The organism is Citrobacter sp. Cu231, from assembly GCF_030332265.1.
Classification (GTDB): domain Bacteria; phylum Pseudomonadota; class Gammaproteobacteria; order Enterobacterales; family Enterobacteriaceae; genus Citrobacter; species Citrobacter meridianamericanus.
This window is the reverse complement of the sequence record NZ_JAOWIE010000034.1, coordinates 118,645-143,148: the sequence shown is the minus strand read 5'-3', so window position 1 is coordinate 143,148 and position 24,504 is coordinate 118,645. Positions and strand designations below refer to the sequence as shown.

Below are 24,504 nucleotides of genomic sequence, written 5' to 3'. Positions count from 1 at the left end.
ATGATGAGCCTGGCCGGTAAAAAAATCGTACTTGGCGTCAGTGGCGGTATTGCTGCGTACAAAACCCCTGAGCTGGTGCGTCGTTTACGGGAACGCGGCGCTGACGTCCGCGTGGCGATGACCGAAGCGGCAAAAGCGTTTATTACTCCTCTGAGCTTACAGGCAGTTTCGGGTTATCCCGTTTCCGACAGCCTGCTTGACCCCGCAGCCGAAGCTGCGATGGGCCACATTGAGCTGGGGAAATGGGCCGATTTGGTTATCCTGGCCCCTGCGACGGCAGACCTGATTGCCCGCGTTGCCGCCGGTATGGCCAACGATCTGGTGTCTACGATTTGTCTGGCAACTCCAGCGCCTGTTGCCGTGCTGCCGGCCATGAACCAGCAGATGTACCGCGCTGCCGCTACCCAGCACAATCTGGGCGTTCTTGCCTCACGCGGTTTGCTCATTTGGGGCCCTGACAGCGGTAGCCAGGCATGTGGCGATGTCGGTCCTGGACGTATGCTGGATCCATTAATGATTGTGGATATGGCGGCAGAACATTTTTCACCTGTCAAAGATCTGCAACATCTCAACATCATGATTACAGCGGGTCCGACGCGTGAACCGCTTGATCCCGTAAGGTATATTTCCAACCACAGTTCCGGGAAGATGGGATTTGCTATCGCAGCCGCTGCAGCAAAACGCGGGGCAAACGTCACGCTGGTATCAGGTCCGGTTTCGTTAACCACACCGCAATTTGTCCAGCGCGTTGATGTAATGACCGCGCTGGAAATGGAAGCCGCCGTGCAATCTGCGGTGCAACAACAGCATATTTTTATCGGCTGCGCCGCAGTCGCTGATTACCGCGCTGAAACTGTCGCCCACGAAAAAATCAAAAAGCAGGCGACGCAGGGTGATGAATTAACAGTAAAAATGGTCAAAAATCCGGACATCATCGCCGGTGTTGCCGCACTGGATGCTAACCGACCTTTTGTCGTTGGGTTTGCCGCCGAAACAAATAATGTGGAAGAATATGCCCGGCAAAAACGCATCCGCAAAAACCTTGATGTGATCTGTGCGAACGACGTTTCGCTGTCAACTCAAGGGTTTAACAGCGATAGCAACGCATTACACCTTTTTTGGCAGGATGGAGACAAAGTCTTACCGCTTGAGCGTAAAGAACTCCTGGGCCAATTATTACTCGACGAGATCGTGACCCGTTATGATGAAAAAAATCGACGTTAAGATTCTGGACCCGCGCGTAGGGCAACAATTTCCGCTCCCGACGTACGCCACTTCTGGTTCTGCCGGACTTGACCTGCGTGCTTGTCTTGATGACGCCGTAGAACTGGCACCGGGCGCAACAACGCTGGTGCCAACCGGGTTAGCTATCCACATTGCCGATCCTTCTCTGGCAGCGGTGATGCTCCCGCGCTCCGGGTTGGGCCATAAGCACGGTATCGTACTGGGCAATCTGGTCGGTTTGATTGATTCCGACTACCAGGGCCAACTGATGGTATCCATCTGGAACCGTGGTCAGGACAGCTTCACGATTGAACCGGGCGAACGCATCGCGCAGATGGTATTTGTACCGGTCGTACAGGCTGAATTTAATCTGGTGGAAGAGTTTGAAGCCACCGATCGTGGCGAAGGTGGCTTCGGCCATTCCGGGCGCAAGTAACCCGCAGAAAAGTATCCCACAGCGTAATAACGCAATAACATACCGCAAAAAACCGTTTGCGGTCGCTGTGTGGATGCCTGCCTGGCAAGAGCTTATTTTCAGGGGTATTTTGTAACATGGTAGAAAAGCAAACTGCGAAAAGGAATCGTCGCGAAGAAATACTTCAGTCTCTGGCGCTGATGCTTGAGTCCAGCGATGGTAGCCAACGCATCACCACAGCAAAGCTGGCAGCCTCAGTTGGCGTATCCGAAGCGGCATTGTATCGCCATTTTCCCAGCAAGACTCGCATGTTCGATAGCCTGATTGAGTTTATCGAAGACAGTCTGATTACCCGTATCAATCTGATTCTGAAAGATGAAAAGGATACTAACGCGCGCTTGCGTCTAATCGTCCTGCTGATTTTAGGGTTCGGTGAACGTAATCCCGGCCTGACGCGCATTCTGACCGGACACGCGTTGATGTTCGAGCAAGACCGTCTGCAAGGCCGCATTAACCAGCTGTTTGAGCGAATTGAGTCGCAGCTACGCCAGGTTCTGCGAGAAAAAAGAATGCGTGAAGGTGAAGGCTACACCGTGGATGAAACGCTGCTGGCCAGCCAGTTACTGGCTTTCTGCGAAGGTATGCTGTCTCGGTTTGTACGTAGCGAATTTAAATATCGTCCAACGGATGATTTCGACACCCGCTGGCCGTTAGTTGCCGCTCAATTGCAGTAACACAGTTGCCCGGTAAGCTTAACGCTACCGGGCGATGACTTACACCCCAAACTCTTCGCGATACGCCCGGACTGCGGCCAGGTGCTCTGCCATTTCAGGTTTTTCTTCCAGATAGGCAATCAGATCTTTCAGGGTAATGATAGAAATCACCTTGCACCCATAATCGCGTTCCACTTCCTGAATCGCTGAAATCTCGCCGCGACCGCGTTCCTGACGATCGAGAGAAATCAGTACCCCTGCCAACGTCGCACCATTTGCCTGGATTATCTCCATGGATTCACGAATCGCAGTACCGGCAGTGATCACGTCATCCACCAGCATCACGCGCCCCTTTAGTGCGCTACCGACCAGATTACCGCCTTCACCGTGGGTCTTCGCCTCTTTACGGTTAAAGCAGTACGGCAAATCTTTATCGTGGTGTTCAGCCAGCGCAACGGCCGTTGTAGTCGCAATCGGAATACCTTTGTACGCTGGGCCAAACAGCAAATCGAACTCAATACCGGAATCCACCAGCGCTTCGGCGTAAAAACGGCCTAACAGAGCCAGGTCGCGCCCGGTATTAAACAGTCCGGCGTTGAAGAAATAGGGGCTTTTACGCCCGGATTTCAGCGTAAACTCGCCAAACTTTAGTACCTGCTTGCTAAGCGCAAACTCAATAAACTGGCGCTGATACGGTTTCATGGATTCGCTCCTCATCTCACTTTATTACAGACAAAAAAAAAGGCGACTCATCAGTCGCCTTTAAAATCAATTTTCTAACGCCGCCTTCTGCGTCGCTACAATGGATTCGATTCCCCCTCGGGCCAACGCCAGTAGGGTGAGAAGTTCTTCATGGCTGAATGGCTCACCTTCCGCCGTGCCCTGTACTTCAATAATACGGCCATCTTCAGTCATCACCACGTTCATGTCGGTTTCTGCTGCTGAATCCTCAACGTACTCGAGGTCACAGAGCGCTTCACCGTTAACAATACCCACGGAAACCGCCGCGACCATCCCTTTCATCGGGTTAGTTTTCAGTTTACCGCTCGCGACCAGCTTGTTCAGCGCATCAGCTAACGCAACACATGCACCGGTAATGGATGCGGTGCGCGTACCACCATCTGCCTGGATAACATCGCAGTCCAGCGTAATGGTGAACTCGCCTAGCGTCTTCAGATCAACGGCGGCGCGCAACGCGCGAGCGATCAGACGCTGGATTTCCATGGTACGACCGCCCTGCTTACCTTTTGCCGCTTCACGGGCGTTACGGGTGTGCGTAGCGCGTGGCAGCATGCCATATTCTGCGGTGATCCAACCCTGGCCCTGACCTTTCAGAAAACGCGGTACGCCTTCATCAATAGAAGCGGTACATAGCACTTTGGTATCACCAAATTCGACCAGCACGGAGCCTTCAGCGTGTTTTGTATAATTACGGGTCAGGGTGACGGGACGCACCTGATTGGCACTACGACCTGCTGGACGCATGATAAAATCTCCGGCTTGAAACGAATGTGGCTGCGCATTATACGGACTTCCGACTGTTATTCCTATCCTGACAAGACGTGGATGGCTATAATCCTCCCATCTCATCTTTAAAAACAGGAACGTCTATGATCCGCAGCATGACCGCTTACGCCCGGCGTGAAATCAAGGGTGAATGGGGTAGCGCTACCTGGGAAATGCGCTCGGTAAACCAGCGTTATCTGGAAACTTATTTTCGCCTGCCGGAGCAGTTCCGTAGTCTTGAACCCGTTGTTCGCGAGCGTATTCGCACGCGTCTGACGCGCGGTAAAGTAGAATGTACGCTGCGTTTTGAGCCTGATGCCAGTGCACAAGGCGAGCTGATTCTGAATGAAAAACTCGCTAAACAGCTCGTTAGCGCTGCTAACTGGGTCAAAATGCAGAGTGATGAAGGTGAAATTAACCCGGTTGATATCCTGCGTTGGCCAGGTGTAATGGCAGCCCAGGAGCAAGATCTGGACGCCATTGCCGCCGAAATCCTCGCCGCGCTTGACGGTACGCTGGATGACTTTATCGTTGCGCGTGAAACCGAAGGTCAGGCACTGAAGGCGTTGATTGAGCAGCGTCTGGAAGGCGTCAGCGCCGAAGTAACGAAGGTACGTGCGCATATGCCGGAAATCCTGCAATGGCAGCGCGAGCGTCTGGTAGCCAAACTGGAAGATGCTCAGGTGCAGCTGGAAAATAACCGCCTTGAGCAAGAACTGGTGCTGATGGCACAGCGTATCGACGTGGCTGAAGAACTGGATCGCCTGGAAGCTCACGTCAAAGAAACCTACAACATTCTGAAGAAAAAAGAGGCGGTTGGCCGTCGTCTGGACTTCATGATGCAGGAATTCAACCGTGAGTCGAATACTCTGGCATCGAAGTCTATCAATGCCGAAGTGACTAACTCCGCAATTGAACTGAAGGTATTGATCGAGCAAATGCGCGAGCAAATTCAGAATATCGAGTAAATACTTAAGAGCTATCACAAAGACGCACAAAACTAGAAAAGCCCGCATTTAGCCGGGCTTTTTTGTTATCATGGGCTATCATAAAGACGCAACAAAGCGCATAGTTAAGGTGTACCCAAAGGTGTACCCAATGAGTTTTGTGTACATCACTTTGGGTACACCCTCTATTCAAAGTTTGGATATTCGCAAAATGCCAAAACTGACAGACATGCAGATCCGTGCGTGGATAAAAGCCGGAGAACGCTTCGAAGGACGCGCAGATGGTGGCGGGCTATACCTCCGATACCGACAGGTAGACCAATCCCCAAGCTGGCGATTCCGCTATAAGTTCTCTGGTAAGCAACGAGCTATGGTTATTGGCTCCTATGCCGAGCTATCACTATCTAAAGCCAGAGAGACCGCCAAAGAACTAGCCGCCCGCGTTGCGCTTGGTTATGACGTGGCAGGAGAAAAACAGGAACGGAAAGCCAAGGCCCTGGCGAAGATGGAAGCAGAAAAAAACGCCATGCGCGTTTCAGATCTTGCCGCCGAATACTTTGAACGCCAAATACTGCCTCGCTGGAAGCATCCAGACATACTACGCCGCCGGATCGACAAGGATATTAATCCCCATACCCTGGTCACTGTGGAACATCACTCCGGCTGGTTTACCGCGAACTTCCCACGCCATTTCCAGCGCTTTGATGGTCAGCTTGCTGTCCGGTGAGAATGACATTGCCCAACCCACCGGTTTCCTTGCGAACAGATCGAGAACAACAGCAAGGTAAGCCCAACGTTTGCCTGCCCAGATAGCCACGCTGTTTTGTCGCCACCAGATGCTGCTACAGACCCATTAAACGCATCCACCAATTCAGCCGGGACGCGGAACGCTACAAGATTGGATTTGCTCATGATGGCAACCGTATCAGTGTTTTATATCTATACAGTATACCACTGTATAACAATGTTATACGGATGGGGTTGAAGTTAACTGTCTGATTTGTCTGATACCGTCAATTTTGGAATGTGATGCTGGCGGTGCTTAAACAGAACAGAGTGACTTTCAGTTACTCTGTTGCCCTGCCAAAGGGCAGAATTTTGCCTCTTTAATGCTGAGAGAGCAGCTAGATGTGTCAACCAACCCGCACACACTCACCTGATATGGAGTTATCAGGGCCGCCAGTATCACGCAGTACAGAACATTGCCCCGGCAGGCCGTAGCGCACCACCGTAGCATTAGTTTGGCCTCCGGCCCTTATCTCCCGTGCTTCATACACCGTCAATCGCTCCAGCAGCCCTCCAGAGACCATACTTTCGAGCGTGCGGCGAGTAGATTCGAGTTGGTGACGCTTGTCGAACGATTCCATGCCGTGAAGAAGGTAGGCTACACCGGACACATCAAGCGGCGGCGCACCAATCTCACTCGTCACCCATTCTAGGCTATCCGGTTCGAAGTAGCTGAGTATCTCTTTTTTACGGCTGGTCATTCTCATGGCTGGCTAATTCCTTATTGTGGGATAGATCTATCATACAATAAGACGTGAGACGGCAAGATTGTGGCAAGGCCAAAAACCGACCAAAAGGCCGAGCACCACAAAAACCCGTGTACACAGGGGTGTACACAATCAAAAACATCATTAAACGAAACCCAGCGAAGGTGCGGCATTGAATGGCACACTCAACAAACAAATTCAATATCGAGTAATTTTGAATATCATCCCTATGCTATCGTAACGTACTAGATAGCCTGCTCAATGCAGGCTATCCGTACCGCCAGTAAGTGCTGACTTATATAAAATTGAATACTTATTTATCTGGCATATATTTGTCGTTATAAATACTCTTCAGAATATCAATCCGAACAGCATTACTGCTGTTCATATTCACGACTGTCAGTACTTCATCGGATCCCCTGAGACGCCAGCATTCTGCCTCAACATCACATTTTACCTGTTTTTCATAGCCCGCCATTGAGAGATATTTACTAATCCTCCCCGTATCCCTGGTATCATGGAACGTAACACTCCATACATCAGCCTTAGGACCAGAAATGTTCGTATAATTAAAGTCATACACTTGGGATATTCTCGGCATTTTTTTTAAAACTTGAGGAGTGTAATAATCATATTTGGCTTTATCAAACTCTGTATATTGTGCGTTACCTGCAAGTCTCATTTTAATATTAGGCCAGAAATAAGAGCTGCATATAGCTATTATCATCAGCACTATTATGACTGCCTGTTTCATATGTTTCCCTTTTTTACCAGTTAACGACCGTTCCATCTCTTGAAACTATTTTAACGTTACCAGAACTAAAGTCGCTGTAAGGTATCACTGTTCTCATGAATGAGGGTAAAACACCTTTTACAGGAAGAGCTAAAGCTGATTTCATCGGATCGGGAAATAATATCGGTTGGAATGAGGTGTTTTTAAAAGAGCCGATTGGACCATAATAATCCCAACGCCTGAGGGCTTCCTCTTTGCTGACGGGCTGCAATAGCGGGAATGGGTTACTATATGAGACTACGCGGTAGAACCCCAGCAAATCGGATACTAAATCCTCACCACTGAAACCGCAGTCGGTGTAAAGATAAAAGGGGAAATTTGACTGTAAACCTTCAAAACGATGAGCAAGCGCCATCATCATGGAAAGTGCTATACTATATCGTTCAAATAAACTTCGCCCTTTTCTAATTCTCCATCTGATGAACTTCCCAATTGTGAGCCCTCCTCTTCCCATACTTTGAGTGTATTTTACATCGTAATAATCCTTTCCTGAATGCTCGCCTTGGTGCATATCCGAGAGTAACTTTCTGACATCATCTCCTCGAGCATGTCCCATATCTATCCACCCCAAAACTTCGGTGTAGATTATCCCACTTCTTAAATGTCCAGCCTCTCTGCCATCCTGAATTTCCTCTCTTACGCTCATGTCTATCACTCCGACTGACTAAATGCTGAAGATTTTGCTGTATATGTGTCTACACGCATAGAAGCGATAGCTGAGGGGGGCATTTTTCAGAATAGAGGCCGCTGAATATCAGAGTTTACTTAGGATGACTTCTCTAATGGCTTCTGGAGTGTCAACTTGTCCAATGGTCGGGGGGATAGTTTTGTTGAAATATCATACGTGGCTCGCCAGTAAACGGCGGCGCTACGTGCTTTTCCGATGGGCATGTTTATAACCTCTCACTACGCATTATATTTTCTCATCACTTATCACCATAACTAATATCGTTATGCGCACAACATATGGCATTTTCTTCAAACAAGCATTAGCTGTAGTTATTGTAATCACTTCACCTTAGAAAATCTCAATCGTGACAGTGCGCACAAATCGTTAAGCTTAGCCCCCAGCAAATCAGGGGGAATACATGCTGTTACACGTTTTATACTTAATTGGTATTACTGCCGAAGCCATGACCGGTGCGCTTGCGGCTGGGCGTCGTCGTATGGATACATTTGGCGTCATTATCATTGCCACCGCGACAGCCATTGGCGGTGGTTCAGTACGCGATATTCTTCTCGGCCATTATCCGCTCGGCTGGGTAAAGCACCCTGAATACGTCATTATCGTGGCGACCGCTGCGGTACTCACGACCATTATTGCTCCCGTCATGCCCTACCTGCGTAAAATATTCCTCGTACTGGATGCGCTGGGCCTGGTAGTGTTTTCTATCATTGGCGCTCAGGTGGCGCTGGATATGGGCCATGGACCGATTATCGCCGTGGTCGCTGCGGTCACGACCGGGGTTTTCGGCGGCGTATTACGTGATATGTTCTGTAAACGCATCCCACTGGTGTTCCAGAAAGAACTGTATGCCGGCGTATCATTTGCCGCTGCCGTGCTGTACATCGTGCTGCAGCATTATGTCTCCAGCCACGATGTGGTGGTTATCTCCACCCTACTTTTCGGCTTTACCGCCCGACTACTGGCGCTGCGCCTGAAGTTAGGTCTGCCTGTATTTTACTATCGCCATGAAGGCCATTAAGGCATAAAGCCCGCGATCCGCTGAGCAGCTAACCAGTTGCTCAGCGCTGTGACCTCTCGATCCTCCAGCCACTGGATCACCTGCCGAGCCCGCCGCTCCCCCATAAAAGGAAGCTGCCGCCAGCTTTGTTCACTACGCTCGTGTAACTGCGACCATGAACCATCCCGACTGGCATTCAGCGTAGCCTGTGTTATCGGTATTCCCATAGCAATCAGCCAGCGCGTGAACGGAAGATCGCGCGACAAGTTGAACTGATGCCATAACTTCTTCCCTTTGCTTACACCAAATGTGGACTGTAGTTGTTCCTGAGTTAGCCCAAGCCAGGAAAAGATATGCTCAAAACGATATGCCTGATTGAGCTCCCGCCATCCCGCCTCGCCGATACCTTCCAGCCCCAATACCTCTTTAGTACCCAGCCAGACCAGCCTGGCAACAAACTGCTCATAACACCCCGGGGTAGCATAAAAACAGGTTAATGAATTAAAGCGACCCTCAGGTGGAGCTGGTTTAGTACGCTGAGTACTCCGCCAGACGACTTCGTCTATACGGGGGATCCCCTGCCCGGCAAGGCTTATCAGAATCTGATCGCCAGGCGCAATATCCCATTCATTCCAGCGTCGGACAGAGCCAATATTGACGCGCTGCACTCGTTTATCATCCAACATGACGGGGGCCAGCGATGCCACCACCGCAATTTTCCCGCTTTTGCCAACAGAGAACTGAATACCCGTTACCTCAGACACCCTGGCCACGGGAGGATATTTCCACGCTGCCAGCCAGTCTCCCTGTCCGGGTAGCCAGTATCGCGCCTGCGGCTCTTTTCCCGTTCGCACAACTACGCCATCCGTCACAAAAGGTAATGCTGAAGTCCACCAACTGGCGCGTGCCTGCTCGACATCATCTGCACTCTTCACGGCCCTGGTAAAATGTTGCGTGAAACTGAACCCGGCAGCAGTGAGTTGTTCCAGTCTTTCAGACATGACCGCAGGACCATCGGGCCAGGCCCAGATAAAAATAGCCAGCGAGCCTAATAATTCCGGATTGCTCTGGCGCATCATCAATCCAGCAACCTTCGAGCGGGCGTTCATTCCCCCTCTCTGCTTCTGAATATGCCCCTCTTGCTGCAAAAAAATCTCACCCTGCAACGTACTGTTAGCGAGATTCCCCTTGGTGGAATGTGGTACGGAAGGAATCTGAAGAACCTTTTGCGTCCAGTCTTCGCCTTTCAGGCCATTACCACGGCTAATCGCCCGTACCAGATTGCCATTGCGATAGACTAACGTCACTGCCACGCCATCCACCTTCGGTTGCACCCAGAGATCGCTGCGAGCCTGCATCCATTGCTGAAGCGCTTGCTTATCGGCAAGTTTTCGAACTCCCGTATGGGGAACAGGATGCGAGACAGTGCCACTTATTGGGGGTGCAGACAGATCTGGTGGAACTTCATCACCAAAACAGCGCTGCCATTGAATTAGTTGCGCATTGAGCTGGTCATAAACGCCGTCATCTACAGCACTTTCACCCTGTTTCCAGTAACTGTCATTCCACTGTGTTATCTGCTGCTGTAGTCGTGAAATTTCCTCATTTGCCCGGGCAGGCGACCAGACGGGGCAAACCGCCCATACAGGTAAATTCCAGACCAGTAGAACCAGCCCTATGCATTTGCATAATCCCATGCTACCTCCGCTGAACACTGCAATTCCAGGCAGATATAGCGCGAAATAATAGGGAAACAGAGTGGCAAAAAAGCATCCTGCGAGCACCGTTCCTGACATTTGCACGTATTGCTGCAAATCATCGATAAAACAGGAAACTGATACGCAAAACGCAATAAACATGCGCAAAAAGTGTGACAAGGGCTACGTCACATAGCGGCTACGTGTATAATAAGCCCGTATGTAGGCTCTCTTTCGACAATCACATACATTAAGATACTCATGGCTCAAGGCACGCTTTATATTGTTTCTGCCCCCAGTGGCGCGGGTAAATCCAGCCTGATTCAGGCTTTATTAAAGACCCAACCGTTGTATGACACCCAGGTTTCTGTTTCGCACACCACGCGCGCACCGCGCCCGGGGGAAGTGCACGGTGAACATTATTTCTTTGTGAACCATGATGAATTCAGAGCCATGATTGGCAGAGACGCGTTCCTGGAACACGCTGAGGTATTCGGTAATTATTACGGCACTTCGCGTGAGACCATTGAGCAAGTACTGGCATCCGGCGTAGACGTCTTTTTAGATATCGATTGGCAAGGTGCGCAGCAAATTCGTGAAAAAATGCCGCATGCGCGCAGTATTTTTATTTTGCCGCCATCTAAGATTGAGCTGGACCGACGTCTTCGTGGCCGCGGTCAAGATAGCGAAGACGTGATCGCAAAACGTATGGCGCAAGCTGTTGCAGAAATGAGCCATTACGCCGAATATGATTATCTTATTGTGAATGATGATTTCGATACCGCCCTGGGCGATTTGAAAACCATCATTCGCGCCGAACGTCTGCGCATGAGCCGCCAAAAGCAGCGTCATGACGCTTTAATCAGCAAACTGTTGGCAGACTGAACCCACATTCAGTATCATGCCCAGTCATTTCTTCACCTGTGGAGCATTTTAAGTATGGCACGCGTAACTGTTCAGGACGCTGTAGAGAAAATTGGTAACCGTTTTGACCTGGTACTGGTCGCCGCGCGTCGCGCTCGTCAGATGCAGGTAGGCGGAAAGGATCCGCTCGTACCGGAAGAAAACGATAAAACTACCGTTATCGCGCTGCGCGAAATCGAAGAAGGTCTGATCAACAACCAGATCCTCGACGTGCGTGAGCGCCAGGAACAGCAAGAGCAGGAAGCCGCTGAATTACAAGCCGTTACCGCTATTGCTGAAGGTCGTCGTTAATCACAAAGCGGGTCGCCCTTGTATCTGTTTGAAAGCCTGAATCAACTGATTCAAAACTACCTGCCGGAAGACCAGATTAAGCGTCTTCGGCAGGCGTATCTCGTTGCACGTGACGCTCACGAGGGCCAGACACGTTCAAGCGGTGAACCCTATATCACGCACCCGGTAGCGGTAGCCTGCATTCTGGCCGAGATGAAACTCGACTATGAAACGCTGATGGCTGCGCTACTGCATGACGTGATTGAAGATACCCCAGCCACCTACCAGGACATGGAGCAGCTTTTTGGTAAAAGCGTTGCAGAGCTGGTAGAAGGGGTATCAAAGCTTGATAAGCTTAAGTTTCGCGATAAGAAAGAGGCGCAAGCTGAAAACTTTCGCAAGATGATTATGGCGATGGTGCAGGATATCCGCGTCATTCTCATCAAACTTGCTGACCGTACCCACAATATGCGCACGCTGGGCTCATTACGCCCGGACAAGCGTCGCCGCATCGCCCGTGAAACCCTCGAAATTTATAGTCCGCTGGCACACCGTTTAGGTATTCATCACATTAAAACCGAGCTGGAAGAGCTGGGTTTTGAAGCGCTGTACCCGAACCGCTATCGCGTGATTAAAGAAGTGGTTAAAGCCGCTCGCGGCAACCGCAAAGAGATGATCCAAAAAATCCTCTCAGAAATCGAAGGGCGTTTGCAGGAGGCAGGTATTCCGTGTCGCGTGAGCGGGCGCGAGAAGCACCTGTACTCTATCTACTGCAAAATGGTGCTCAAAGAGCAGCGTTTTCACTCCATCATGGATATCTACGCTTTTCGCGTTATCGTTCATGATTCCGATACCTGCTATCGCGTACTCGGCCAGATGCATAGCCTGTACAAACCACGTCCTGGTCGCGTGAAAGACTATATCGCCATTCCAAAAGCGAACGGATATCAGTCTTTGCATACCTCAATGATCGGCCCTCACGGCGTTCCGGTTGAAGTACAAATTCGTACTGAAGACATGGATCAGATGGCGGAAATGGGTGTGGCAGCGCACTGGGCTTACAAAGAGCACGGTGGCGAAAGCAGCACCACCGCACAAATCCGCGCTCAGCGCTGGATGCAAAGCCTGCTGGAACTGCAGCAGAGCGCCGGTAGCTCGTTTGAATTTATTGAAAGCGTCAAATCTGATCTCTTCCCGGATGAGATTTATGTTTTCACACCGGAAGGGCGTATTGTTGAACTGCCTGCCGGTGCTACACCTGTCGACTTCGCCTACGCCGTACATACCGATATCGGTCACGCCTGCGTCGGCGCACGTGTCGACAGACAGCCTTACCCGCTTTCACAACCACTGTTTAGCGGTCAGACCGTTGAGATTATTACCGCGCCGGGCGCACGTCCGAATGCAGCATGGCTCAACTTCGTCGTTAGTTCGAAAGCACGAGCAAAAATTCGCCAGTTGCTGAAAAACCTCAAGCGCGATGATTCCGTCAGCCTGGGGCGTCGACTGCTCAACCATGCCCTGGGCGGTAGCCGTAAACTGGCTGAGATCCCACCAGAAAGCATCCAGCGTGAGCTTGAGCGCATGAAGCTCGCCACGCTTGACGATCTGCTCGCAGAAATTGGTTTGGGTAACGCCATGAGTGTGGTGGTTGCGAAAAACCTCCAGCAGGGCGAAGCAACGGCAAACGTCCCAGCGCAATCTGGTCACGGTCATCTGCCGATTAAAGGCGCAGACGGCGTGCTGATCACCTTCGCGAAATGCTGTCGTCCGATTCCAGGCGATCCCATCATTGCCCACGTCAGCCCGGGTAAAGGTCTGGTGATTCACCATGAATCCTGCCGTAACATTCGTGGCTACCAGAAAGAGCCTGAGAAGTTTATGGCGGTGGAATGGGATAAGGAGACGGAGCAGGAGTTCATCACTGAGATTAAGGTGGATATGTTTAACCACCAGGGTGCTCTGGCGAACCTGACGGCGGCAATTAACACGACCACCTCCAATATTCAAAGTCTGAATACGGAAGAGAAAGATGGCCGCGTCTATAGCGCCTTTATTCGCCTGACCGCCCGCGACCGTGTGCACCTGGCGAATATCATGCGCAAAATCCGCGTCATGCCGGACGTGATTAAAGTCACCCGTAACCGTAACTAGAACACGTTTTATGAATGAACAGCGCTATGCACGTATCCGCGAGATGCTCGCACGTCGTCAGCCCGATCTGACCGTCTGCATGGAAGAGGTCCACAAGCCTCATAACGTTTCCGCTATCATTCGTACTGCAGATGCGGTCGGCGTGCATGAAGTCCACGCCGTCTGGCCGGGTAGCCGCATGCGTACCATGGCCTCTTCTGCCGCAGGCAGCAATAGTTGGGTACAGGTTAAAACGCACCGCACCATTAGCGATGCGGTCACACATTTAAAAAACCGGGGTATGCAGGTTCTGGCAACCCATCTGTCAGATAAAGCTGTGGATTTTCGCGAGATTGATTACACACGCCCCACCTGCATCCTGATGGGCCAGGAAAAAACCGGCATTACTCAGGAAGCGTTGGATCTGGCGGATCAGGATATCATCATTCCCATGACTGGCATGGTGCAGTCGCTGAACGTCTCAGTCGCCTCCGCGCTGATTCTGTACGAAGCACAGCGTCAGCGGCAAAACGCCGGTATGTACCGCCGAGAAAACAGTATGCTGCCGCAAGATGAGCAGCAGCGTTTGCTGTTTGAAGGCGGTTATCCTGTGCTGGCGAATGTCGCTAAGCGCAAAGGCCTTCCCTACCCTCACGTAAACACGCAGGGCGAAATTGAAGCCGATGCAACGTGGTGGGCCACTATGCAGTCTGCGAGATAAACGCGATGAAAGGCCGTTTACTGGATGCCATCCCACTCAACTCTCTGACCGGCGTTGGCGCAGCGCAAAGCAGTAAACTGGCGAAAATTGGCCTGCACACCGTGCAGGACCTCCTGCTACACCTCCCCCTGCGTTACGAAGACCGCACGCATCTGTACCCTATTGGCGAACTGCTGCCGGGCGTCTATGCCACCGTTGAAGGCGAAGTGCTGAACTGCAATATCACCTTTGGCGGTCGCCGGATGATGACCTGTCAGATCAGCGATGGCTCGGGCATTCTCACCATGCGCTTTTTCAACTTCAGCGCAGCAATGAAAAACAGTCTCGCCACCGGGCGTCGGGTACTGGCCTATGGCGAAGCCAAACGCGGGAAATACGGCGCTGAGATGATCCACCCGGAATACCGCGTGCAGGGCGATCTCAGCACGCCGGAATTACAGGAAACGCTCACGCCGGTGTATCCAACTACCGAAGGTGTTAAACAGGCTACGCTGCGTAAACTGACCGATCAGGCGCTGGATTTGCTTGATACTTGTGCCATTGCCGAACTGCTACCACCGGAATTACTGCAAGGCATGATGAGCCTGCCAGAAGCCCTGCGCACTTTGCACCGTCCACCGCCGTCACTGCAGTTGAGCGATCTGGAAACCGGTCAGCATCCGGCGCAGCGACGTCTCATTCTGGAAGAGCTGCTGGCGCATAACCTCAGTATGCTGGCATTACGCGCCGGGGCGCAGCGTTTTCATGCCCAGCCGCTGAGCGTAAACAACGCGCTGAAAGATAAGCTGCTGGCAGCGCTACCGTTTAAACCGACGGGCGCACAGGCCCGCGTTACCGCTGAGATCGAACGTGATATGGCACTGGATGTCCCGATGATGCGCCTGGTACAGGGCGATGTCGGCTCCGGTAAGACCCTGGTCGCGGCGTTAGCCGCCCTGCGCGCTATCGCACATGGTAAGCAGGTTGCGCTGATGGCACCCACCGAACTGCTTGCTGAACAGCATGCGAATAACTTCCGTAACTGGTTTGCGCCGCTGGGCGTTGAAGTGGGCTGGCTGGCAGGTAAACAGAAAGGTAAAGCGCGCCAGGCGCAGCAGGAAGCTATCGCCAGCGGTCAGGTGCAGATGATTGTCGGCACGCACGCGATTTTCCAGGAACAGGTGCAGTTCAACGGACTGGCGCTGGTTATCATCGATGAACAGCATCGTTTTGGCGTGCATCAGCGTCTGGCGCTGTGGGAAAAAGGTCAGCAGCAGGGTTTCCACCCGCACCAGCTAATCATGACTGCCACGCCCATCCCGCGCACGCTGGCGATGACCGCTTATGCCGATCTCGACACATCGGTCATTGATGAGCTCCCACCAGGACGTACGCCCGTCACTACGGTGGCGATTCCGGACACCCGCCGCAGCGACATCATTGATCGCGTACGCAACGCCTGTACCCACGAGGGGCGCCAGGCATACTGGGTCTGTACGCTGATTGAAGAGTCTGATCTGTTAGAAGCTCAGGCAGCAGAAGCGACGTGGGAAGAGCTTAAAATTGCGCTGCCAGAACTCCATATTGGCCTGGTACACGGCCGAATGAAGCCCGCCGAGAAACAGTCGGTAATGGCGGGATTTAAGCAGGGTGAACTGCATCTGCTGGTTGCTACCACGGTGATTGAAGTGGGTGTGGACGTGCCCAACGCCAGCCTGATGATAATTGAAAACCCGGAGCGCCTGGGCCTGGCCCAGTTGCATCAGCTACGTGGCCGTGTAGGTCGTGGCGCGGTGGCCTCCCACTGCGTCCTGCTCTACAAATCACCGCTGTCAAAAACCGCGCAAAAACGCCTGCAGGTTCTGCGCGACAGCAACGACGGGTTCGTTATTGCGCAAAAAGATTTGGAGATTCGCGGTCCCGGTGAGCTCTTGGGTACTCGCCAGACTGGAACGGCAGAATTTAAAGTCGCGGATTTACTGCGCGATCAGGCTATTATCCCGGAAGTTCAGCGCATTGCTCGCCATATTCACGAACGATATCCGCGACAGGCCGTAGCGCTAATAGAGCGCTGGATGCCGGAAACCGAACGCTACTCCAACGCATAGTCAATTCGGAGTGTCGGCGGATGTTACTCCGCCGCACAACCATTATTGCGCAAAAATCGGCAACAACAGATACAGCTTAATCACCAGCGCATTGACGATATCGATGAAGAACGCGCCCACCATCGGCACCACCAGAAACGCCATATGGGATGGCCCAAAACGTTCGGTAATTGCCTGCATGTTGGCAATCGCCGTTGGTGTCGCGCCGAGGCCAAAACCGCAGTGCCCGGCTGCCAGCACAGCGGCATCGTAGTTCTTACCCATCATGCGCCAGGTGACGAATATTGCGTACAGCGCCATGAAAATGGCCTGAACAACCAGAATTGCAAGCATCGGCAGGGCCAGAGAAGCCAGTTCCCACAGCTTCAGACTCATCAGCGCCATCGCCAGGAACAATGACAAACTTACGTTACCCAGCACCGAAACCGCACGCTCGAACACCCGATAAAAGCCCAGTAATGCCAGACCGTTACTGAGGATCACCCCAACAAACAGCACGCAGACAAAGGTCGGCAGTTCCAACACCGTTCCGACCAGCATTTGCGCAACGATTTTTCCCACCGTCAAACAGATAGCGATCAGCGCGATGGTTTCAATCAACACCAGCGAAGTGATCATGCGCCCGACATCCGGCTTTTCAAACGCGGTCGGCACGGCCTGATCATCCGGTATGCCATCTGGCGTAGTGGAGTGTTTGACCAGATAGCGCGCCACCGGACCGCCAATCAGTCCACCTAGCACCAGGCCGAACGTTGCGCAAGCCATCGCCACTTCAGTCGCATTGGCGAAACCATAGCGCTCAATAAACAGTTTGCTCCACGCGGCTCCGGTTCCGTGTCCGCCTGAGAGGGTTATCGAACCGGCGATCAGACCCATCAGCGGATCCAAACCCAGCAGGGTCGCCATACCAATACCGATAGCGTTTTGCATCAGCAGCAGGCCAACAACCACAATCAGAAAGATACCCACCACGCGGCCACCTGCGCGCAGGCTGGCGATATTGGCGTTCAAGCCGATGGTAGCGAAGAACGCCAGCATCAACGGATCGCGCAGGGTCATGTCGAAGTTCACTTCCCAGCCCATGCTTTTTTTCAACACCAGCAGCGCAATCGCCACCAGCAACCCACCAGCGACAGGTTCAGGAATAGTGTATTTTTTCAGAAATGAGACAGACTGGACGAGCTTACGTCCGAGCAGCAACACAAGGGTTGCCGCAACCAGTGTTGATAACGTATCGAGATAAAACATTTACAGCTCCATTAGTGCGTTTAGCACAATCACGCACGATGCATTTCAGACCGATTTTTAGCTCTTATTGAGTTTTCGGGGTGGATTTTAAGCAGAAAATGATGAAAAGTTATATAAAAATGTTTGTTTATCCGTTTTAAATATTAAGAATACTCACTAGCAAACGTTTGCTTTTCAGCCCTGGTCAGATAAAATCACCGCTTTTCCACCATGGGATTGCCTCTGATGTCCGTTAACGCCGTAGAGTCAACAAATGCGCAACCGGTTGCGCAGACTCACAACAGTGAACTGATTTACCGTCTTGAAGATCGCCCCCCGCTAGCCCAGACCCTGTTTGCCGCCTGTCAGCATCTGCTGGCCATGTTCGTCGCGGTGATCACCCCTGCTCTGTTAATTTGCCAGGCGCTCGGTTTACCGGCTCAGGATACTCAACACATTATCAGTATGTCGCTGTTCGCTTCCGGCGTAGCCTCTATCATTCAGATCAAAGCCTGGGGGCCGGTCGGCTCGGGACTGTTATCCATTCAGGGCACCAGCTTTAACTTTGTTGCTCCACTGATTATGGGGGGTACGGCGCTAAAAACCGGTGGCGCAGATGTTCCAACCATGATGGCGGCGCTGTTCGGTACGCTGATGCTGGCAAGTTGCACTGAGATGGTTATCTCACGCGTACTGCATCTGGCACGTCGTATTATTACTCCGCTGGTCTCAGGCGTGGTGGTGATGATTATCGGCCTGTCGCTGATTCAGGTAGGTTTGACGTCGATTGGCGGCGGCTATGCCGCAATGAGCGACAACACCTTTGGCGCACCGAAGAATTTACTGCTGGCTGGCGTGGTGCTGGCACTAATCATCCTGCTTAACCGTCAACGCAACCCTTACCTGCGTGTTGCGTCATTGGTGATTGCGATGGCGGCAGGGTATCTGCTGGCCTGGTTTATGGACATGCTGCCGCAAAATACCGCGCCGGTAAGTCAGGACCTGCTGATGGTGCCAACACCGCTGTATTACGGCCTGGGCATTGACTGGAGCTTACTGCTGCCGCTGATGCTGGTCTTTATGATTACCTCGCTGGAAACCATCGGTGATATTACGGCTACCTCCGATGTCTCCGAGCAGCCGGTTTCTGGTCCGCTATACATGAAACGCCTGAAAGGCGGCGTACTAGCGAACGGTCTGAACTCATTTGTTTCCGCCGTGTTCAATACCTTCCCAAACTCCTGTTTTGGTCAGAACAACGGGGTTATTCAGTTAACGGGCGTTGCCAGCCGCTATGTTGGTTTTGTGGTGGCGCTGATGCTGATCGCGCTGGGTCTGTTCCCGGCGGTCAGCGGTTTTGTACAGCATATTCCTGAGCCAGTACTGGGCGGGGCAACGCTGGTAATGTTCGGTACTATCGCCGCATCCGGCGTGCGTATTGTGTCCCGCGAACCGCTAAACCGTCGTGCGATTCTGATTATCGCGCTGTCGCTGGCCGTCGGTCTGGGCGTTTCCCAGCAGCCGTTGATCCTGCAGTTCGCCCCGGACTGGGTGAAAAACTTGCTCTCTTCCGGCATTGCTGCAGGCGGTATTACCGCTATCGTTCTGAACCTGATATTCCCTCCAGAGAAGCAATAAGCAAAATGCGGCGTTGATTCTGAATCGACGCCGCTGTAACGCTCTTTCACCATTCCCGCCTTGAGCATTCCATCTAAATCGTGCATAACTTGATTATGTGCACTTCGCAGGATGGAAGACCATGAAATTTATTGGAAAGCTGCTTCTTTACGTGCTGATCGCCCTTGCAGTGGCGATCCTCGGCCTTTATTTTCTACTGCAAACACGCTGGGGCGCAGAGCGCGTCAGCGCCTGGGTTTCACAGAACAGCAGCTACCATCTGGTATTTGATGCCATCGATCACCGGTTTTCTTCCCCTTCCCATATTCTGCTGGAAAACGTCACCTTTGGCCGGGATGGTCAGCCCGCCACGCTGGTCGCCAAAACGGTCGATATCGGACTGAGCAGCCGCCAAATCACCGACCCGCTGCATGTCGACACCATTTTGTTGCAAAACGGCACGCTGAATTTGTCCCAACAAACCGCACCGATGCCGTTCCAGGCCGATCGCCTGCAGTTACAGGATATGGCGCTTAACAGCCCCGGCAGCGAATGGACCCTGAGCGCACAGCGCGTTAACGGCGGCGTCATGCCCTGGAGCCCTGAGGCGGGTAAAATTCTCGGCAGCAAAGCGCAAATTCAGCTTAGCGCCAGTTCATTGACGCTGAACGACGTCCCGACGACCAACGTATTGATTGAAGGCAGCATCGACAATGACCGGGTGACGCTAAGCAATATTGGCGCGGACGTGGCGCGTGGGGCATTAACCGGTGTAGCGCAGCGCAATGCCGACGGTAGCTGGGTAGTGGAGAATCTGCGTCTGAACGATATTCGGTTGCAAAGCGACAAATCGTTGGCCGATTTTTTTGCCCCGTTAAGCACCATTCCTTCCCTGCAAATTGGTCGTCTGGAAGTGACGGATGCCCGTCTGCAAGGCCCTGACTGGGCGGTTACGGATCTCGACCTGAGCTTGCGCAACATGACCTTCAGCAAGGACGACTGGCAAACTCAGGAAGGAAAATTGTCAATGAACGCCAGTGAGTTTATCTACGGCTCGTTGCACTTCTTCGATCCGATTCTGAACGCTGAGTTCTCGCCGCAAGGTATTGCGCTGCGCCAGTTCACTACCCGCTGGGAAGGCGGTATGGTCAGAACGTCGGGTAACTGGCTGCGCAACAACAAAGCGCTGATCCTCAATGATGCCGCCATCGCCGGTCTGGAATACACGCTGCCGGAAAACTGGAAACAGCTGTGGATGAAACCCCTACCCGCTTGGCTAAATAGCCTGACGCTGAAGAAATTCAGCGCCAGCCGTAATCTGGTGATTGATATCGATCCGGACTTCCCATGGCAGCTCACCGCGCTGGACGGCTATGGTGCCAACCTCGGGCTGGTACAAAACAATCAGTGGGGGATCTGGAGCGGCAGCGCCACCCTCAACGCCGCGGCCGCCACGTTCAACCGCACCGACGTGCGTCGTCCTTCGCTGGCGCTGACGGCGAACAATAGCACCATCAATATCAGCGAACTGAGTGCCTATACCGAAAAAGGGCTGCTGGAGGCCACCGCCAGCATTTCGCAGTTGCCTCAGCGCCAGGCTCAGATCAGCCTGAACGGGCGCGGCGTGCCAATGACGATTCTGCAACAATGGGGATGGCCCGCACTGCCCCTTTCCGGCGACGGTAATATTCAGCTTACCGCCAGCGGCAATATTCAGGCCGATGCGCCACTCAAGCCAACGGTCAACGGCCAACTGCATGCAGTGAACGTGGAGAAACAGGAAGTAACGCAGCAGATGCAGGGTGGTGTGACGAAGTAACCAGGGCGAGGCGTTTACGCCGCCCTCGGGGTTGGCTCGGAGCCGCCCCGGCGCCGCCGCGCCTGGCCGAGCGACATACCAAATAGAGATAACCGAGCACGGAGCTCGCACAATCAATCCCCTCCGAAACCTGTTTTCATTTCCTGCCAGTTTGTGCCTATTCTTCGCAACAGGTTCCGCCCTTCAGCCATCCTTGCTATAACTCACTTACTGGAAGTGCATATCTATAATTAAAAACGCCCTACATTTAAGGAACCTCTATTATGTCTGGAATACGCCAACGTATTCTGGAGAATATGCAAACATTCTCCAGAGCGATGATAGGAGCAGTATTGTTTCTTCCTGTTATCGGTTTGATTCTGGCTTTAAGTTCAGTTCTTACTAATCCGACTTTGTTTTCCGAAACCGGTTTTTTTCACCAAATTGGTCAGCTATTAGGGGATACATTCTGGCCCTTATTTGGCAATTTGGGTTTGTTATTCTGCGTAGGAATTAGCTACGGCTTGGCAAAAGATAAAAAAACTGAAGTCGCCCTGGTTTCAGTAATGTGCTTCATTATGTTCCTCGGTGCCAACCACTCGTGGCTGGAGTTTACCGGTGGCATTGCCGAAAAAATTAACGGTGAATATTACGGCACCGGGCAAACGCAACTTCTGGGCTTTGTTGTTGTTGATATGGGGATATTTTTAGGAATTATTCTCGGCTGCACCATTGCCTGGGTACACAACAAGGTATCAGCCATTGAACTGCCCGGAGCCCTCTCAATGTACGGTGGTGCAAAACTGACACTTGTCACGATGACCCCCATCATTATTGCTTACGCGGTTGCTTTTACCTGGTTCTGGCCGTTCATGACGCATGGTATCGCCGCTCTCACCGGTTTTATGAAAAATGCAGGTGTTGCCGGAGTCTTTGTGTACGGCTTCTTTGAGAAATTCCTGATTCCAACCGGTCTGCACCACTTCGTCTGGTCGCCGTTCCAGTTGACGCAGATTGGCGGTACGCTGAGCGTCGATGGGCAAACGGTTTCCGGCACTCAGGCCATTTTCCTCGCCTATATGCGGCATCCGGATCTCACCCCAGTAATGAACGATGCGCTGCGTTTTTCACAACAGGGAATGACCACCATCTTTGGTCTTGCGGGCGCCTCACTGGCCTTCTATCACACGGCAAAGCCAGAAAAAAAAGTACTGGCGAAAGCCATTCTGCTGCCTGCGATCATTACCTCTATGCTCACCGGGATCACGGAGCCGATTGAGTTCACCTTCTTATTTGTATCACCGCTACTGTGGGTGATTCACGCCGCGCTAACTGCCGCCTCGCAGGCTATCTGCGATGTATTCACCGTCAGACCGTGGGGAGCATCAGGGCTGATTGAATTTATTATCTATAACCTGCCGCTGCCGGTGTCGTTAACGCGCTAGCCGGGTTACATCCTGATTGGCTGTGGTCAGTTCGCGGTTTATTACCTGATATTCCGTACTCTGGTTCTGAAGCTGAATCTTAAAACGCCGGGGCGTGAAGACGATGATGATGTCAAACTTTATAGTAAAGCAGAGTATCGAGAAAAAATAAAAGCCACAACCAAGATGGGAAATAGTACCACTGACGATATTATTCAGGGCCTTGGTGGTAAAGAAAATATTATTTCAGTAGATAACTGTTTTACCCGGCTTCGCGCGGCAATTCATGATCTAAATAAAATAGACGAGGCTCTATTAAGAACCACGGGGGCCAATGGAATAGTAAGAAATAAAAATGAAGTACAGGTTATATACGGTGTCAAAGTAGGACAAATTCGGACGCACGTTGATAACTGGCTCACTACGCATTAATTGAGGAAAATAAGATGAAATTAACCGTTTTAGGTGGCGGCGGCGTCCGCTCGGCTTTTCTGGCAAAATCTCTGGCCTGGAATGCACATCGTATTGGTTTAAAGGAGGTCGTTTTTCTCGATAATTCAACGGAAAATTTGGCCATCTTTGGTGAAATTGCACGCTATGTTTTTAATACGCTGCGTCCGGATATTCACTTCTCACTGACCACCGATCCCGTTGAGGCGCTGACCGGCGCCAACTACGTGATTACCACGCTACGCGTGGGTGGCGATGACAGCCGAATTCGCGATGAACGTATCGCGTTACAGCACAACACGCTAGGGCAAGAGACCACCGGCGCTGGCGGCTTTGCCATGGCTATGCGCTCTATTCCGGCTATCCTCAGCTATTGTCGGTTGATCGAAGAACATGCCGCACCGGACGCCATCCTGTTTAACTTCACCAACCCGTCGGGTCTGGTGACCGAAGCCATCATCAAATCAGGCTTTAAGCGCCAGGTTTACGGCATATGTGATGCACCATCAGAACTGATCCGCGAGCTGCCGACCATTCTTAACTGTGATGAAGAAGATCTGAAAGTAGAGTGCTACGGGCTCAATCACTTCTCCTGGTTCACCCACTTCACGGTCAAAGGCGAAGATGTCACAGAGCGGCTGGTGAACCTTCCTGCGCTCTATGAGCACACGGCGATGCAATACTTCTCTCCTGAATTAGTGCGCCTGTGTGATAACCAGCTGCTGAATGAATACCTCTACTACTACTACTACCGTGAAGTGGCGTTGGCTGCGATCCAAAACGCACCGGAAACACGCGGCGAGCAGATTGCCCGCATTAACCGCGATATGCGCGATGAGCTGGCTGCTGTAAACGTTAAAACCAACCCAGGCCAGGCTTTTGATATCTGGATGAAACACTATCTGCGCCGTGAAAACAGCTATATGCAAAGCGAATCGCAGCAGGAGAAATTCAACACGCGCGATGCGCTGACGTTACAGCAGTTTATTGATGAGCCTGATAGCGGCGGCTATGCAGGCGTCGCGCTGGATATTCTGGATGCAGTCAACAGCACCACGACCAAGCGCATCGTGGTGTCAATGTCTAACAACGGTACTCTGGATTTCCTGAAGTCAGACGATGTTATTGAAATCAGCTGCGATCTGAGCAAGAACGGGCTGCAGCCGGTCACACCGCATCACGTGCCGAACGCGCAAAAGAATATGATTTCTTGCGTCAAAGAGTACGAGCGACTTGCCGTCGCGGCGATCCTTAATCGCGACAGAGATTTAGCCGTCCGCGCTCTGATGGCACATCCACTGGTGGGGTCATGGTCACTGGCCACCGCGCTGGTAAACGACTACCTCAGCGACAGCTTATGTGAAGGCTGGCAGTAATCAT

20 protein-coding genes and 3 pseudogenes are annotated in these 24,504 nt (G+C 52.1%); 15 read left to right on the top strand and 8 right to left on the bottom strand.

All coding sequences use genetic code 11. From position 1 onward, the window contains the following. Window positions 1-3: 3 nt before the first annotated feature. From coaBC to slmA, 3 genes are all read left to right on the top strand, one after another. Window positions 4-1,224 (top strand): bifunctional phosphopantothenoylcysteine decarboxylase/phosphopantothenate--cysteine ligase CoaBC, encoded by a 1,221-nt coding sequence (gene coaBC, locus OGY15_RS11585; protein ID WP_286539491.1) that lies wholly within the window; start codon window positions 4-6, stop codon window positions 1,222-1,224. Further along, entirely contained in the window at window positions 1,202-1,660 is a 459-nt protein-coding gene (dut, locus tag OGY15_RS11580) for a dUTP diphosphatase (RefSeq protein WP_006687626.1), read from the top strand. Before coaBC ends, dut begins: the two co-directional genes overlap by 23 nt. 116 nt (window positions 1,661-1,776) lie before the next feature. After that, on the top strand, window positions 1,777-2,373 hold the full coding sequence (gene slmA, locus OGY15_RS11575) for a nucleoid occlusion factor SlmA (RefSeq protein WP_005122608.1): 597 nt from the start codon (window positions 1,777-1,779) through the stop codon (window positions 2,371-2,373). A gap of 39 nt (window positions 2,374-2,412) precedes the next feature. On the opposite strand, the gene pyrE is transcribed toward slmA, so the two are convergent. Together pyrE and rph are read right to left on the bottom strand one after the other, a co-directional pair. After that, a complete protein-coding gene (gene pyrE, locus OGY15_RS11570) occupies window positions 2,413-3,054 on the bottom strand; it encodes an orotate phosphoribosyltransferase (protein ID WP_286539245.1) in 642 nt (213 codons plus the stop codon). A 66-nt stretch (window positions 3,055-3,120) separates the two neighbouring features. Further along, entirely contained in the window at window positions 3,121-3,837 is a 717-nt protein-coding gene (gene rph / locus OGY15_RS11565) for a ribonuclease PH (protein ID WP_003024054.1), read from the bottom strand. A 125-nt stretch (window positions 3,838-3,962) separates the two neighbouring features. Here rph and OGY15_RS11560 point away from each other — a divergent pair, with 125 nt between their 5' ends. Both OGY15_RS11560 and OGY15_RS11555 read left to right on the top strand, forming a co-directional pair. Further along, window positions 3,963-4,826 (top strand): YicC/YloC family endoribonuclease, encoded by an 864-nt coding sequence (locus OGY15_RS11560; protein ID WP_003024052.1) that lies wholly within the window; start codon window positions 3,963-3,965, stop codon window positions 4,824-4,826. A 190-nt stretch (window positions 4,827-5,016) separates the two neighbouring features. Next, window positions 5,017-5,436 (top strand): annotated as a pseudogene (locus tag OGY15_RS11555) (Arm DNA-binding domain-containing protein); the annotation flags it as partial. Between the two features lie 3 nt (window positions 5,437-5,439). On the opposite strand, the pseudogene OGY15_RS11550 reads toward OGY15_RS11555, so the two are convergent. The 4 genes and pseudogenes from OGY15_RS11550 to OGY15_RS11535 form a co-directional block, all read right to left on the bottom strand. Beyond that, window positions 5,440-5,616 (bottom strand): annotated as a pseudogene (locus OGY15_RS11550) (DDE-type integrase/transposase/recombinase); the annotation flags it as partial. Window positions 5,617-5,938: 322 nt separating this feature from the next. Continuing rightward, the gene (locus OGY15_RS11545; protein ID WP_286539243.1) at window positions 5,939-6,298 is read right to left on the bottom strand and encodes a hypothetical protein; all 360 of its coding nucleotides are present in this window, start codon (window positions 6,296-6,298) and stop codon (window positions 5,939-5,941) included. Between the two features lie 313 nt (window positions 6,299-6,611). Then, window positions 6,612-7,052 carry a hypothetical protein gene (locus OGY15_RS11540; protein WP_048213724.1) on the bottom strand — a complete coding sequence of 147 codons (441 nt, stop codon included), beginning with the start codon at window positions 7,050-7,052 and terminating at the stop codon, window positions 6,612-6,614. Window positions 7,053-7,065: 13 nt separating this feature from the next. Next, a complete protein-coding gene (locus OGY15_RS11535) occupies window positions 7,066-7,737 on the bottom strand; it encodes a hypothetical protein (RefSeq protein ID WP_278238190.1) in 672 nt (223 codons plus the stop codon). A 442-nt stretch (window positions 7,738-8,179) separates the two neighbouring features. On the opposite strand from OGY15_RS11535, the gene OGY15_RS11530 reads away from it, so the two are divergent. Beyond that, window positions 8,180-8,797 (top strand): trimeric intracellular cation channel family protein, encoded by a 618-nt coding sequence (locus OGY15_RS11530; protein ID WP_003024049.1) that lies wholly within the window; start codon window positions 8,180-8,182, stop codon window positions 8,795-8,797. Here the strand turns inward: OGY15_RS11530 and ligB are convergent. After that, window positions 8,794-10,473 carry an NAD-dependent DNA ligase LigB gene (gene ligB / locus OGY15_RS11525; RefSeq protein ID WP_151217027.1) on the bottom strand — a complete coding sequence of 560 codons (1,680 nt, stop codon included), beginning with the start codon at window positions 10,471-10,473 and terminating at the stop codon, window positions 8,794-8,796. The genes OGY15_RS11530 and ligB overlap by 4 nt on opposite strands. Window positions 10,474-10,734: 261 nt before the next feature. Here ligB and gmk point away from each other — a divergent pair, with 261 nt between their 5' ends. From gmk to recG, 5 genes are read left to right on the top strand one after another with little or no spacing between them, the layout of a single operon-like run. Beyond that, on the top strand, window positions 10,735-11,358 hold the full coding sequence (gene gmk, locus OGY15_RS11520; protein WP_151217029.1) for a guanylate kinase: 624 nt from the start codon (window positions 10,735-10,737) through the stop codon (window positions 11,356-11,358). Window positions 11,359-11,412: 54 nt separating this feature from the next. After that, a complete protein-coding gene (rpoZ, locus tag OGY15_RS11515; protein WP_000135058.1) occupies window positions 11,413-11,688 on the top strand; it encodes a DNA-directed RNA polymerase subunit omega in 276 nt (91 codons plus the stop codon). Between the two features lie 18 nt (window positions 11,689-11,706). After that, window positions 11,707-13,821, top strand: a complete 2,115-nt coding sequence (gene spoT, locus OGY15_RS11510) for a bifunctional GTP diphosphokinase/guanosine-3',5'-bis pyrophosphate 3'-pyrophosphohydrolase (protein ID WP_003024038.1) — start codon at window positions 11,707-11,709, stop codon at window positions 13,819-13,821. 10 nt (window positions 13,822-13,831) lie between these two features. Further along, window positions 13,832-14,521, top strand: a complete 690-nt coding sequence (trmH, locus tag OGY15_RS11505) for a tRNA (guanosine(18)-2'-O)-methyltransferase TrmH (RefSeq protein WP_151217031.1) — start codon at window positions 13,832-13,834, stop codon at window positions 14,519-14,521. A 5-nt stretch (window positions 14,522-14,526) separates the two neighbouring features. After that, complete coding sequence (recG, locus tag OGY15_RS11500; protein WP_278238191.1) at window positions 14,527-16,608, top strand: ATP-dependent DNA helicase RecG; 2,082 nt, start codon at window positions 14,527-14,529, stop codon at window positions 16,606-16,608. 42 nt (window positions 16,609-16,650) lie between these two features. On the opposite strand, the gene gltS is transcribed toward recG, so the two are convergent. Then, window positions 16,651-17,856, bottom strand: coding sequence for a sodium/glutamate symporter (gltS, locus tag OGY15_RS11495; protein WP_151217035.1), 1,206 nt, complete (start codon window positions 17,854-17,856; stop codon window positions 16,651-16,653). 225 nt (window positions 17,857-18,081) lie between these two features. On the opposite strand from gltS, the gene xanP reads away from it, so the two are divergent. The 4 genes and pseudogenes from xanP to OGY15_RS11475 all read left to right on the top strand — a co-directional run bounded on the left by xanP (window position 18,082) and on the right by OGY15_RS11475 (window position 24,500). Beyond that, on the top strand, window positions 18,082-19,473 hold the full coding sequence (gene xanP / locus OGY15_RS11490; protein WP_137376861.1) for a xanthine/proton symporter XanP: 1,392 nt from the start codon (window positions 18,082-18,084) through the stop codon (window positions 19,471-19,473). A gap of 121 nt (window positions 19,474-19,594) precedes the next feature. Next, the gene (locus OGY15_RS11485) at window positions 19,595-21,271 is read left to right on the top strand and encodes an AsmA family protein (protein WP_151217037.1); all 1,677 of its coding nucleotides are present in this window, start codon (window positions 19,595-19,597) and stop codon (window positions 21,269-21,271) included. A gap of 263 nt (window positions 21,272-21,534) precedes the next feature. Next, window positions 21,535-23,106: pseudogene (locus OGY15_RS11480) on the top strand (PTS transporter subunit EIIC). 14 nt (window positions 23,107-23,120) lie between these two features. After that, entirely contained in the window at window positions 23,121-24,500 is a 1,380-nt protein-coding gene (locus OGY15_RS11475; protein WP_151217039.1) for a family 4 glycosyl hydrolase, read from the top strand. Window positions 24,501-24,504: the final 4 nt, after the last annotated feature.